Consider the following 12721-nt stretch of genomic DNA (forward strand, 5'->3'; position numbering starts at 1 on the left):
TATTACTAATTATTAAATTTTAACAATTATTGAATGGATTTCAGCTTCAATTGTTAGCAGTAATTTGTAAACTTTAATATATATTAAAGTTTTTATCGAGAAAATTAAATGTAAAAATAATATTTTGGAACTCTTAGTGATTTAAATATTATTACATATGGTATAATATTAAAGGTTAGGAAAGGAGGAATGAGTAAATGGATTTAAAAACATTACTTAATAAAGAGCAATATGAAGGTGCAACTACAATTGATGGGCAGGTGCTTATTTTAGCTGGAGCAGGTTCAGGTAAGACAAGAGTTTTAACACATAGAATGGCTCATATGATTGAAGATTTAGGAATTGCACCTTACAGTATATTGGCTATTACTTTTACGAATAAGGCAGCTAAGGAAATGAAGGATAGAGTTAAAGTACTTATTGGTGAAAGAGCTGATAATATGTGGATATCCACTTTCCATTCAACTTGTGTTAGGATTCTAAGACGAGAAATAGATAAGATAGGCTATAAAAGTAGTTTTACGATATATGATAGCTCAGATCAAAAGGTATTAGTGAAAGAATGCATGAAAATTCTTAATATTAATGATAAGGACATAACAGAACAAGAGATAATAGGTAAAATAGGTAAGGCTAAAGATAAAATGCAAGGCACTAGAAGCTATATGTTAGAAAATGAAGCTAACTTTAGAGAAAAGAAAATTGCAGATGTTTATGAAATGTATCAAAAAAGACTAAAAGAAAATAATGCCTTAGATTTCGACGATTTGATTTTTAAAGCAGTTGAAATCTTTAGGAATAAGCCTGAAGTATTAGAATTTTATCAAAATAAGTTTAAGTACATTATGGTTGATGAATATCAAGATACTAATGGTGCTCAATATGAACTAGTAAAATTACTTGCATCTAAATATAAGAATATATGCGTGGTCGGGGATGATGATCAATGTATTTATCAATGGAGGGGCGCAGATATTAGAAATATTTTGGATTTTGAAAAAGATTACCCGGCTGCTAAGGTAGTCAAACTAGAGGAAAATTATAGATCTAAAGGAAATATATTGGATGCAGCTAATGTTGTAATTGTTAATAATGCAAATCGAAAGAGTAAAGTACTTCGAACAGAGCAAGAACCTGGAAGTAAAATCAAGATATATAGAGCTTATGCTGATAATGATGAAGGGAATTTTGTTGCAAAACAAATTGTAGATATAAAAAGCAAAGACGATAAGAACTATAATGATTTTGCTATATTATATAGAACAAATGCTCAATCAAGAATTTTTGAAGAAAGCTTTAGAAGAATTGGAATTCCTTATAAGATAGTAGGGGGTACAAGGTTTTATGACAGAAAAGAAATAAAAGATGTATTAGCATATTTAAAAGTTCTTGTTAATCCACAAGATGATATTAGTATTAGAAGAATTATAAATGTACCTAAAAGAAGTATTGGAGATGCGACTGTTTCTAAAATACAAGAATTTGCTGCTAGTTTTGAATTAAACGTATGGGATGCATTATCAGATGTTAGGAGTATTCCTACATTGACACCAAGAAATGTTTCAACTATAACACCATTTGTTGGACTAATGGAGAATTTAATGATTCTTAGTGAAACAGTGCCAGTATCAATATTGATTGAATCTATATTAAAAGATACTGGATACATGAAGCAATTGCAGGAATCCAATGAAATTGAGGATAAGAGCAGAATTGAAAATCTAAAAGAATTAGTATCTGATGCTGTTGATTTTGAAAGAAATAGCGAAGATAAATCATTATCTGCATATTTAGAAAAGGTTTCTTTAGTTCAAGATACAGATAAAATTGAAGAACAGGATGATACTGTAGTATTAATGACAATTCATAGTTCAAAGGGATTAGAATTCCCAGTGGTATTTATGGTCGGAATGGAAAATGGTATTTTCCCGGGAAATGCGTCGTTTGAAAAAGAATCAGAGATGGAAGAGTCTAGAAGATTATGCTATGTTGGCATAACTAGAGCTAAAGAGACATTATTTATGACATCAGCTGAAGTTAGAAGAGTATTTGGTAAAACTGTGGCATATCCTCAATCTGATTTCATTAATGAAATAAAGCCAGAGCTGAAAGAATATGTTGGCGTAGAAAAGGCAAGTATTAAAAATAGAGAAAAGGTTATGAAAAGCAATTCTTATACTAATCCACATAGTTTAAGAAATAGTGTTACAGGTAACAGGGCATATACTCTTTCTAATGGTGGCATTAATAATACAATTGATAGAAGTACTATGGCTGAAATAGCAACAGAATATATAACTAGCAATGAAGCAACACTTGGTAGAAAGGTTGTTCATGAAAAGTTTGGGGTCGGAACAATTGTATCCGTTCAAGATTCGGGTAATGATAAGAAGTTAACTGTTGCCTTTGACAAACAAGGTGTTAAATCATTGTTATTATCATTTGCAAAGCTAAAGATGCTATAATAGAATGCGTAATTACCCGTTGAAGAACAAATTCTTTTCAAGGAGTAAGCGTTAAGAATAAAAACACAAAGTTTATGATGAGATTTTTTATAGGAGTAATTTTGGAGGGCTAATTGTGGATAAAATTGAAAGAATAAAAGAACTTGTGGAAAAATTAAATAGATATTCGTATGAATATTATTCTTTAGATAACCCTTCTGTAAGTGATAAGGATTATGATAAAGATTATTATGAGCTTCAAGAGTTAGAAAAAGAAACTGAATATATACTTCCTTATTCACCAACATTAAGAGTTGGCGATGTAGTATTACAAGGATTTAAAAAGTATACTCATAAAGCAAGACTTTGGAGTTTAGATAAGGCTCAAAGTCTTCAAGAAATAAGAGATTGGCATAATAGGAATGTTAAGTTTATCGAAGATATGAAAAGTAAAGGTGAAGACCTACCAGATTTGAAATACGTACTTACAAAAAAATTCGATGGATTAACAATTAATTTAACATATAATAATGATGGTATACTTGAAATTGCAGCAACAAGAGGGACAGGAAACATTGGTGAAGAAGTAACATCACAAGTAAAAACAATAAAACCAATCCCACTTAAGATTCATAGCAAAGATGTTTTGGAAGTTCATGGAGAAGCTGTGATGACTCAAGAAGCTTTTAAAAATTATAATGAAACTTCGAAAGCTCCATTAAAGAATTTGAGAAATGGAGCGGCAGGGGCTTTAAGAAATCTTAATGTAAAAGAAACTGCTAAACGAAATCTTTCTGCATTTTTTTATGATGTGGGATATAAAGAAGGAAATCAATTTAAGACTTATTTAGAAATGATGGAATTTATAAAAGAGCAAGGCTTGCCTGTTGATGAGTATATTAAAGTTTGCACATCTATAGATGAGATTGAAAAGGAAATTGAATATATAAAAGATATTAGATTTGATTTAAATTATGATATAGATGGATTAGTAGTTGCAATAGATGATATAAGAACAAGAGAACTACTCGGATATACAGTTAAATTTCCTAAATGGGCAATTGCATTTAAATTTGAAGCTCAAGAAGCAACAACTAAACTTTTAGATGTTGAATGGAATGTTGGAAGAAGTGGAAGAGTTGGACCAACAGCAATACTAGAGCCGGTTGAACTTGCAGGTGTTACAGTTAAAAGAGCTACTCTTAATAATATGGATGATATTGCAAGAAAAGGTGTTAGAATTGGAGCAGAAGTATTTGTACGTAGGAGCAATGATGTTATTCCTGAGATAATGGGAATTGTTACAGAAACAGTAGAAGGCTCAGAAGAAATCAAAGTACCAGAAGTTTGTCCTGCATGTGGGAGCCATTTGATTTTAAATGGAGCACATTATTTTTGTGAAAATACATTATCATGTAAACCTCAATTGGTTAAAAGTATAGTCCATTATGCTTGTAGAGAAGCTATGAATATAGAAGGTTTTTCTGAAAGAACAGCAGAGCAATTATTTGAAAAGCTTAATATTAAATCTATTTCGGATTTATATAAATTAAAAGAAGAGGAATTAATAGATTTAGAAAAGTTTGGGACTAAAAAAGCACAAAACCTTTTAGACGCTATTGAAAAAAGTAAGGATTGCGAATTATATGCATTTATATATGCTTTAGGAATTCCAAATGTGGGAGTAAAAACAGCTAAAGATTTAGTAAATAAATTTAAATCCATAGAAGGTTTGAAAAATGCTACATTTGAAGAACTTATAGGAGTTCAAGATGTTGGAGATATAGTTGCACAAGATGTTATGGGATTCTTTAAAGAAGAGAAAGTAATGGAAACAATACAAGAATTATTAGCCTTGGGAGTTAATCCGAGATTTAGTGAAAAAGAAGTTATAGAAAATCCTTTTGAAGGAAAAACTGTTGTTGCAACTGGTTCGCTTAAGAATTATTCTAGAACTGAGATAAAAGATAAACTAGAAAGTTTAGGTGCAAAAGTTTCAGGAAGTGTTAGTAAGAAAACAGATTATGTAATAGCAGGAGAAGCTGCAGGATCAAAATTGACTAAAGCAGAAGAATTAGGAGTGAAAGTTCTTTCAGAAGAAGAGTTTGAGAAAATATTAAGGGGGTAGAGTATGAAAAGAATAGTAAATGTGCTTGGATCTATGGCAGCATTTATAACAAGCATTCTAATAATTTGTACTTTTACAACAACATACCAATTTTATTATGTTAATCAAATTTTTAATTCGTATTTACCAATACAACTTGGTGTTTGTATCACTATGACGATTTTGGGAATTAGATTTCTTATTAATGAAACTGGGAGAAAGAGAATAATATACTCTGCATTTAGTTTTACAATATCTATTTCTTTAATTTTCTTTATGATGAATTTGGTTAAATAATTAAGATATTTAAACAGCGTAGAAATTTTAAATTTAATATATTATTAAAAAGCTAACTTAAAATAATCTTAAATTATTTTGAGTTAGCTTTTTGATTAGAAAAAATAATTTATGTTAATAATAAATATATAAGGCAAATTAAAAAGTAAACTATATATTTAAAGCTAAGTAAAGGGTGTAATTATGAAAAAATATTTTTTCTATGGAGTTATAATTATTTCTATAATTTTATTTTGTACAGGATTTATAAATAGGGAAAACAGCAATGTATATACTAATGATTTAGAAGGAACATTAAGTTATGGAATAGATGAAATTCCAAAGGATTTGGAAAAAGTGACTAACTTATCTAAGCGACATGAGGATATTGTGTGTGCAGTTAGCAGAGGGCTAGTTTCAAAGAGTGAAGATAATAAAATAGTACCATCATTGGCAAGTGAAATTATAAAAGATTCAGAAGGAATCCAATATGAATTTAAACTTAGAGATGATATTTTTTGGAGTGATGGAAGCAAAATAACACCTAATGATATAGTTGACTTTTTCAAGGAACTAATAAAGCAAGAAGATGAAGAAAACATACAAGCATTACTTAATGTATATGGAACAAAAGAATTTAAAGCTGGAAAAATTATATTTGAAACTGGAGTTGCTATAAAGGGTACAGAAAATTCTGTTATTATTAGATTAAATAGTAAAAATGATAATTTTTTAAGTGAATTAACTAAACCACAATATAGATTAAGAAAATATTTAGTAATGTGGGCTAATATAAAAAAGAATTATAGCGCATTGATTTATTCGGGCGATTATAAGATTGATTATGTTAGTAAAGACAATATGACATTAAAAAGAAATGAAAAGAGCAGTATTAATATTATATCTAATATTAATATATTAAATGATGATAGTGCTGAAACATCAATGGCAGCGTATGAAGTTAAGCAAAGAGATATTGTAATAAATCCGCCTCAAAGCGAACTTAATAAATTAGCTGAACAACAAAGATTAATAACATTGCCTGAAATGAAAGCAACATATTTAGTTATTAATAATAAAGAAAATTCGATTCCCATTCAAGGAAGAAGAGAAATTTATAATAATATAAGTAAAGCTGTTGAATCGTATCAAAATTTAAATAGTAATGAATTTGATGTTGCAGAGGGAAGCTTCTTTAGAGAAGATAAGAAAGATTTAACTAAATTACAAGCAAGAAAAGTTATCAGTAATAAAGAAGGAGAATGGAATAAACCTCAAATATTAACGTTATTATGTGAAGATAATAATGAAAATAGAATTTTAAGCAGAAGCATTCAACAATGGTTTAAGGATAATACAAATATAACTATAAAATATAGCCTAGTAAAAGAAGAATTTAAAGATGAAGAATTAAAGAAAAGATATGATATGCTTTTGATTAATAGTGAGGCTAATGTATTTGATAAATCAAATTTGTATTTTGAATTTAAAGAATACTTAACAGAAAATCAAAATAAGATTTTAGAAAAGCAAATAATTAATAAAACTAATTATGATTATTCAAGTTTAGAGGAAAGTCTATTTGATAATTATAATATACTTCCATTAGTGTTTTACAATGAAAACATAGCTATTTCTAATAAAATATCACAATTTAAATTAGATGGGAATGGAAATATAGATTTCTCTACACTCAAATAAATTAAAAAAAACAAAATAGTTTTTATATATAATTACCAATGCTCAATTATTAATAATTAAGCATTGACAATTATTAATTTTAAATTAATAATTTATTTTATAAATATAGGCTGGTAAGTGCGAAAGTGATTCTTCATTTCAAATTTAAGAAATTCTGTAAGAATTTAATTCACAATTGTCAATTGTACATTGGAACATATATATTTAAACTTTTTTATTGTTGTGAAGATGCTGAGCTTTATTTTTTTTATATTTTTTATTTTTAAATGAAGGGTTAGCTTTGGAAATATTATTTTTAGTTGATAAATTAATATTATTAGTCTTTTTTAAAATATTTATATATTTAGCTTCAGATTCTTCAAAATTAGTATATTCTTCAGTTGTTAGAGTAATTGGATTGATTTTCTTATTAATAAATTCTGAAGAATTTGGTGTAGATAAATTTATTGGATTTTCATTATCAACATTCGAAAGAGCATTTTTATTTATGGAACCTTTATCAGAATTAAGTTTAACTTTATTAATACTTCTTGAATTAAGTGGTAAATTTGAATCAAGAGAAGGAGTGAATTCCATGAAATCTTCAACCATATCTTTAAGAAAATAAATAATTAAAAAGAAATTAAACATATTTTTATTACTATCAAAAGAAGTTCTGTTAGTACTTAAAGAATCTTTTCTTTTTGAATAACTTAAATTTTTTATAAATATAGGAGCTAAACCAGTACTTTTAGGGGTAGGTAATATTGGCATTCTAAAATATGTTTCGTCTAACATATCGTCAGAACGTAAACTTAATTTTTTATATCTTTCAATCTCATCTAAGGTTGGTGCTTCAGGCCAACTTGTTAAAAGCCCACCATTCACAAAGAATTTTCGATAAATGCCAGAAATTATAGGCTTTAGCTCAGTAACTTTATTTTCTTGATTCGAGTAGATAATCAATGAAAGAAGATAAGCATTAACATCTAAGCAAGAATATTTACTTTCTTTTTTATCACCAAGTTTAATAAATATATTTTTATCAGCATCATATAAGCTAATTAATTTTTCGGTGATGTCTTTAGCCATTTCTTTAAAAGTAATCATTTCTGTATGTTTATAAGCCTCCATTAAGCATATAGAAAATAATGCACAATCATCTATTGAATCTAAATAATAATCTTTTTCTTGAAATTTAGAAATTAAGAGATCTCCTAAATCTAAAATAAGTTCTTTTGCATCTAAATTGGAAGAGTATTTATAAAATATATTTAATGAAAGAAAAATTTGGACATTTTCATTAAACGATAAATCATATAAGGCAGCTTTATAGTCTTTAAACATTTCCAAGATTTCATATGAAAATTTAATGAATTCATCGCTGATTTGGTCAGGCTCATTATAATATGAATATAATAAGTAAGCATCCATCATAAAGGCTTGATCAGAAAATTTAAATTTTCCATCTTTATCGACTAAAGAAAAACCTTTTGAATTCCCATCAGATATATTCTTTTTATCAACAAACAAACCCTCACTATTTCTTAAGTTTTCAGAGTAAAATTGCAGTTGCTCTTTTGCAAGGTATTTAAAGGGCTTTTCAAGAGACACTACATTTCTGCCTCCTTCATCATAGTGTGAGTAATATTCACTTAGTTCAAGTAAACATAATGTCATAAGAGCACTAGTAGAAGGATTTATTTCCTTCTTAAAACTTGATTCATCAAAGCCATGACTACTTTTGCTATGAATGAATAATGGAGAAGATTTCCTATATAAGCATAATAGTGGAGAAAAATTATTTAATATGCTAATATCATTTATAGAAGATTTTTTTGGAGTTCTAATTTGTGCCAAAAGACCACATTTAGAGTTCAATACTAAAGTTTTTATGGATTCTTTTGATAAATGAAAAAGCTGACCACTGATTTCTTTTGGGGAAAGACTATTCATCCTAAAGAATGGTCCTATATATCTCAATGTATACACCTCTCATAAAATTCTCATCTTATTCATTAATATGAAATTAGTAAATAAAAAGTACATAAAATATAAATAAAAGGAGATCTTTTTATAATGAAGGAAGGAAAATTAGATTTTGATGATTTAAGAAATAGAATTTTGGAAAAGCTTAATAAATAAAATAAGTGTTCTAGAAGAAGGCAAAATAGGTGGAGAATTCGGAGCTAATTCAATGCATGATAATAACTGAAGGAGGACTTCTTGGAGGCTTATTTGAGATGGCTATGGCATCAAATAATGGGTTTAGAATTTATAAAGATAAAATACCTATATTTGATATAACTAAAAACTTTTAAGTTGTAACCAAGAACTAAGAAATTCTGAAAGGTAATTACATTGTTAATAGTCTTATGGAAATTATATATTATAAATATTTGTAACAGGAGGAAAATAAATAGTGAAAAGATTGATATTAGCTAGTAATAATAAGAAAAAGATTAAGGAAATGAACGAAATATTAAAAGAATTGAATATAGAAGTTGAATCTTTAGAAAATGAAAACATTAATATAGATGTAGTTGAGGATGGAAAAACATTTGAAGAAAATGCAAAAAAGAAGGCAAAAGAAATATATGAATTTTTATTAAAAAGAGGTGATGAAAATTTTATTGTATTAGCAGATGATTCGGGCTTAACAGTTGATTATTTAAAGGGGGAACCAGGAATATATTCAGCTAGATATGCCGGGGAACATGGTAATGATAAAAAAAATAATGAAAAACTTCTAAAAAATTTAAGTGGAGTACATAAAGAAAATAGAGGCGCTAAGTTTATTTGCCAATTAGCCCTATTTACAGACCGAGGAGGGTACTTTAAAGTTACAGGAGATGTAAAGGGACATATCGTAGAAGAACTACATGGAGAAGGTGGATTTGGATATGATCCATTGTTTTTCTATGAACCATTAAATAAAACTTTTGCACAATTAACTTCAGAGGAAAAAAATGAAATTAGCCATAGAGGTGTTGCACTAAAAGAATTAAAAAAAATAATTCGTGAATTATTATAATTGATTATAAATGACGTATATGGGATTATATCATTGAAATAATAAAACTTATTAAGAATATATAGTATAATAAGTATTAATTTACCTCAAACTTTATTATAATAGTGATAAACTTTATTTTAATTCACAAATTTACTAAAGATAGATTAGAGGAGGAAGAAAAAATTATGTTGATTGCAGTAGTAAGCGATACGCATAGAGTGATAAAATATATTAATTCAGCTAAGGAATTAATAAAAGATGCGGATATATTGATACATTTAGGTGATAATATTGATGACGTTGAAGTATTAGAACATGGTTTTAAAGGGAAAGTATATGCAGTTGCTGGTAATTGCGATTATTCAGCAAAATATCCTAAAGAAAATATCATTGAGGTAAATGGAAGAAAAATATTTTTTACACATGGAGATTTATATGGTGTAAAAAGTTCTATGAATAGCATTTATTATAGGGGGAGAGAACTAGAGGTAGACATTGTTCTATTTGGGCACACTCATGAACAGATAATAGAAGAGGAAAATGGAATTATACTTATGAATCCAGGGAGTATATCACTACCGAGATTTAAGGGAAGATATGTTGGATTTATAGAAATTAGTGATGAAGGAAATATTCATACGTATTTAAAAGAAATTAAATCATAAATTTAATTGGGCATATGAGACGTAGTAAACTAGTATACTGACTTGTTATTTTTTCGATATGCCTAATTGATTATGCTAAACAAAAGATGAATATTATCTTAGAAAAACAATTTTCAATAAAAGAATTTTATTGAAGGTAAAATCATTTTTATCTTTTTTATTAGGAAATTATCAAAAAGGTATTGACGAAACAGATTTGATATTGTAGAATAATCATTGTCGCTGAGATATAAAGTGACAAGTTAAGAAACACATTTAAATACTTCGGGGTGTAGCGCAGCTGGGAGCGCGCGTCGTTTGGGACGATGAGGTCGCAGGTTCAATCCCTGTCACCCCGACCATTTGAAATATAGTATATGCGGGTATCGTATATCGGTAATACTCCAGCCTTCCAAGCTGGAAAGGTGAGTTCGATTCTCACTACCCGCTCCATACAAGATTGTTGTTTGTATGAAAATATAAAAATGTAGTTTTCAAAAAGTGTTGACAAATTTCTAGGAACAGGTTACAATAAAAAACGTTCCGAAAACAGAAAAATTGACAAATACACATAGATGTTATATAATAAAAAACGTCTTAAAAACAAAAAAATAATATGCGTTTTTAGCTCAGTTGGATAGAGCAACGCCCTTCTAAGGCGTGGGCCGGGGGTTCGAATCCCTTAAAACGCACCATTTAAATATTTCGGGGTGTAGCGCAGCTGGGAGCGCGCGTCGTTTGGGACGATGAGGTCGCAGGTTCAATCCCTGTCACCCCGACCATTTAAAGAATAATACATGCGGGTATCGTATATCGGTAATACTCCAGCCTTCCAAGCTGGAAAGGTGAGTTCGATTCTCACTACCCGCTCCATACAAACTTAATGTTTGTAACAAACATAAAATAATATGCGTTTTTAGCTCAGTTGGATAGAGCAACGCCCTTCTAAGGCGTGGGCCGGGGGTTCGAATCCCTTAAAACGCACCATATGGTGGACGTAGTTCAGTTGGTAGAGCGCCAGTTTGTGGTACTGGTTGTCGTGGGTTCGAGCCCCATCGTCCACCCCATTGTTGGGATGTCGCCAAGCGGTAAGGCAATAGACTTTGACTCTGTTATGCGCAGGTTCGAATCCTGCCATCCCAGCCATTTTAGGTTTACTAGCTCAGTTGGTAGAGCACATGACTTTTAATCATGGTGTCCCGGGTTCGATTCCCGGGTAAGCCACCAATTTAATAACTATTATGCAGGTGTGGCGGAATTGGCAGACGCACTAGACTTAGGATCTAGCGCCTAACGGTGTAAGAGTTCGACTCTCTTCATCTGCACCAAAATGAGCGGAAATGACTCAACGGTAGAGTGCCACCTTGCCAAGGTGGAGGCTGCGGGTTCAAATCCCGTTTTTCGCTCCAATTACATTTGGTATATAAGACAAACTGTATGTGCGGGTATCGTATATCGGTAATACTCCAGCCTTCCAAGCTGGAAAGGTGAGTTCGATTCTCACTACCCGCTCCATTTATATATTTACAAAATAATATGCGTTATTAGCTCAGTTGGTAGAGCACCTGACTCTTAATCAGGGTGTCCAGGGTTCGAATCCCTGATAGCGCACCAGTGGTAAATATATCTCTAACAAATTGTTAGAATATGTGGAATAAACTCTATGGTTCATTCCATTTAATGGGATGTCGCCAAGCGGTAAGGCAATAGACTTTGACTCTGTTATGCGCAGGTTCGAATCCTGCCATCCCAGCCATTTATGGTTTACTAGCTCAGTTGGTAGAGCACATGACTTTTAATCATGGTGTCCCGGGTTCGATTCCCGGGTAAGCCACCAATTTAATAACTATTATGCAGGTGTGGCGGAATTGGCAGACGCACTAGACTTAGGATCTAGCGCCTTACGGTGTAAGAGTTCGACTCTCTTCATCTGCACCAAATGAGCGGAAATGACTCAACGGTAGAGTGCCACCTTGCCAAGGTGGAGGCTGCGAGTTCGAATCTCGTTTTCCGCTCCATTTACATTTAAATATACATGCGGGTATCGTATATCGGTAATACTCCAGCCTTCCAAGCTGGAAAGGTCGGTTCGATTCCGACTACCCGCTCCAATAAACAACTGTTTACAGTTGTTTTTATTTATATACAAATATTATGCACTTGTAGTTCAGTTGGATAGAGCGTTGGACTTCGAATCCAGAAGTCGTGAGTTCGAATCTCACCAAGTGCACCATATGTTAGTAATACCAACGGTTTAGAGAAATTCAAATCGTTGGTATTTGTTATTTTCCCACACTAGAGAGAGTCAAGTATATCAATGCTCTTATCTTTATGCCTTTTTAGTACATGAGTGTAGGTATCTGCTGTCATTTTTATAGTACTATGGCCTAATAAATTGGAGACAGTTTTTAAGGGGATATCATTTTCGAATTGTTTAGTGGCATAAGTATGTCTCAAATCATGAAATTTTCTAGGCTTTATTATTTTAATTTATATTGTTTAGACAACATAGATTTATTTAATAATTGAAAGCGATTCCAAATTCTGCTAATAT

9 protein-coding genes and 19 tRNA genes are annotated in these 12721 nt (G+C 30.3%); 26 read left to right on the plus strand and 2 right to left on the minus strand.

Annotated elements, in window-relative coordinates; genetic code table 11:
* The first annotated feature begins 197 nt into the window (after positions 1-197).
* The 4 genes from pcrA (at position 198) to psyc5s11_RS02140 (ending at position 6528) form a co-directional block, all read left to right on the plus strand.
* Positions 198-2465 (plus strand): DNA helicase PcrA, encoded by a 2268-nt coding sequence (gene pcrA, locus psyc5s11_RS02125; protein ID WP_224036020.1) that lies wholly within the window; start codon positions 198-200, stop codon positions 2463-2465.
* Positions 2466-2577: 112 nt separating this feature from the next.
* Entirely contained in the window at positions 2578-4572 is a 1995-nt protein-coding gene (gene ligA, locus psyc5s11_RS02130) for an NAD-dependent DNA ligase LigA (protein ID WP_224038114.1), read from the plus strand.
* 3 nt (positions 4573-4575) lie between these two features.
* A complete protein-coding gene (locus psyc5s11_RS02135) occupies positions 4576-4848 on the plus strand; it encodes a hypothetical protein (RefSeq protein WP_224036021.1) in 273 nt (90 codons plus the stop codon).
* A gap of 183 nt (positions 4849-5031) precedes the next feature.
* Positions 5032-6528 carry an ABC transporter substrate-binding protein gene (locus psyc5s11_RS02140; protein ID WP_224036022.1) on the plus strand — a complete coding sequence of 499 codons (1497 nt, stop codon included), beginning with the start codon at positions 5032-5034 and terminating at the stop codon, positions 6526-6528.
* A 204-nt stretch (positions 6529-6732) separates the two neighbouring features.
* Here psyc5s11_RS02140 and psyc5s11_RS02145 read toward each other — a convergent pair whose 3' ends face one another.
* Positions 6733-8490 carry a hypothetical protein gene (locus tag psyc5s11_RS02145; RefSeq protein ID WP_224036023.1) on the minus strand — a complete coding sequence of 586 codons (1758 nt, stop codon included), beginning with the start codon at positions 8488-8490 and terminating at the stop codon, positions 6733-6735.
* A gap of 218 nt (positions 8491-8708) precedes the next feature.
* Between psyc5s11_RS02145 and psyc5s11_RS28180 the strand changes: the two genes are divergently transcribed.
* The 22 genes from psyc5s11_RS28180 to psyc5s11_RS02255 all read left to right on the plus strand — a co-directional run bounded on the left by psyc5s11_RS28180 (position 8709) and on the right by psyc5s11_RS02255 (position 12400).
* On the plus strand, positions 8709-8828 hold the full coding sequence (locus tag psyc5s11_RS28180) for an AIR synthase-related protein (RefSeq protein WP_375541985.1): 120 nt from the start codon (positions 8709-8711) through the stop codon (positions 8826-8828).
* A 101-nt stretch (positions 8829-8929) separates the two neighbouring features.
* The gene (locus tag psyc5s11_RS02155; protein WP_224036024.1) at positions 8930-9541 is read left to right on the plus strand and encodes an XTP/dITP diphosphatase; all 612 of its coding nucleotides are present in this window, start codon (positions 8930-8932) and stop codon (positions 9539-9541) included.
* A gap of 167 nt (positions 9542-9708) precedes the next feature.
* Positions 9709-10188, plus strand: a complete 480-nt coding sequence (locus psyc5s11_RS02160; protein ID WP_224036025.1) for a metallophosphoesterase — start codon at positions 9709-9711, stop codon at positions 10186-10188.
* A gap of 265 nt (positions 10189-10453) precedes the next feature.
* A tRNA-Pro gene (locus psyc5s11_RS02165) sits at positions 10454-10529 on the plus strand.
* 17 nt (positions 10530-10546) lie between these two features.
* A tRNA-Gly gene (locus psyc5s11_RS02170) sits at positions 10547-10620 on the plus strand.
* 165 nt (positions 10621-10785) lie between these two features.
* Positions 10786-10862: transfer RNA gene (locus psyc5s11_RS02175), tRNA-Arg, on the plus strand.
* An 11-nt stretch (positions 10863-10873) separates the two neighbouring features.
* Positions 10874-10949: transfer RNA gene (locus psyc5s11_RS02180), tRNA-Pro, on the plus strand.
* A gap of 17 nt (positions 10950-10966) precedes the next feature.
* Positions 10967-11040, plus strand: a tRNA-Gly gene (locus psyc5s11_RS02185).
* A 37-nt stretch (positions 11041-11077) separates the two neighbouring features.
* Positions 11078-11154 (plus strand) — tRNA-Arg (locus psyc5s11_RS02190).
* 4 nt (positions 11155-11158) lie between these two features.
* Positions 11159-11234 (plus strand) — tRNA-His (locus psyc5s11_RS02195).
* A gap of 4 nt (positions 11235-11238) precedes the next feature.
* A tRNA-Gln gene (locus psyc5s11_RS02200) sits at positions 11239-11313 on the plus strand.
* 5 nt (positions 11314-11318) lie between these two features.
* A tRNA-Lys gene (locus psyc5s11_RS02205) sits at positions 11319-11394 on the plus strand.
* Positions 11395-11410: 16 nt separating this feature from the next.
* Positions 11411-11495 (plus strand) — tRNA-Leu (locus psyc5s11_RS02210).
* Between the two features lie 6 nt (positions 11496-11501).
* Positions 11502-11576, plus strand: a tRNA-Gly gene (locus psyc5s11_RS02215).
* Positions 11577-11608: 32 nt separating this feature from the next.
* A tRNA-Gly gene (locus psyc5s11_RS02220) sits at positions 11609-11682 on the plus strand.
* 23 nt (positions 11683-11705) lie between these two features.
* Positions 11706-11781, plus strand: a tRNA-Lys gene (locus psyc5s11_RS02225).
* 67 nt (positions 11782-11848) lie between these two features.
* A tRNA-Gln gene (locus psyc5s11_RS02230) sits at positions 11849-11923 on the plus strand.
* Between the two features lie 5 nt (positions 11924-11928).
* Positions 11929-12004 (plus strand) — tRNA-Lys (locus tag psyc5s11_RS02235).
* Positions 12005-12020: 16 nt separating this feature from the next.
* A tRNA-Leu gene (locus tag psyc5s11_RS02240) sits at positions 12021-12105 on the plus strand.
* Positions 12106-12110: 5 nt separating this feature from the next.
* A tRNA-Gly gene (locus tag psyc5s11_RS02245) sits at positions 12111-12185 on the plus strand.
* Between the two features lie 19 nt (positions 12186-12204).
* Positions 12205-12278: transfer RNA gene (locus tag psyc5s11_RS02250), tRNA-Gly, on the plus strand.
* A gap of 45 nt (positions 12279-12323) precedes the next feature.
* A tRNA-Arg gene (locus tag psyc5s11_RS02255) sits at positions 12324-12400 on the plus strand.
* Positions 12401-12462: 62 nt separating this feature from the next.
* Here psyc5s11_RS02255 and psyc5s11_RS02260 read toward each other — a convergent pair.
* Positions 12463-12657 (minus strand): tyrosine-type recombinase/integrase, encoded by a 195-nt coding sequence (locus psyc5s11_RS02260; protein ID WP_311196437.1) that lies wholly within the window; start codon positions 12655-12657, stop codon positions 12463-12465.
* Positions 12658-12721 lie beyond the last annotated feature (64 nt).

This window comes from Clostridium gelidum (genome assembly GCF_019977655.1).
In the GTDB taxonomy this organism is placed as follows: domain Bacteria; phylum Bacillota; class Clostridia; order Clostridiales; family Clostridiaceae; genus Clostridium; species Clostridium gelidum.

Excerpts from the sequence above, each read along its gene's own strand:
- pcrA (WP_224036020.1), top strand. The coding sequence starts at position 198 with ATGGATTTAAAAACATTACTTAATAAAGAGCAATATGAAGGTGCAACT.
- psyc5s11_RS02135 (WP_224036021.1), top strand. The coding sequence starts at position 4,576 with ATGAAAAGAATAGTAAATGTGCTTGGATCTATGGCAGCATTTATAACA.
- psyc5s11_RS02140 (WP_224036022.1), top strand. The coding sequence starts at position 5,032 with ATGAAAAAATATTTTTTCTATGGAGTTATAATTATTTCTATAATTTTA.
- psyc5s11_RS28180 (WP_375541985.1), top strand. The coding sequence starts at position 8,709 with ATGATAATAACTGAAGGAGGACTTCTTGGAGGCTTATTTGAGATGGCT.
- psyc5s11_RS02160 (WP_224036025.1), top strand. The coding sequence starts at position 9,709 with ATGTTGATTGCAGTAGTAAGCGATACGCATAGAGTGATAAAATATATT.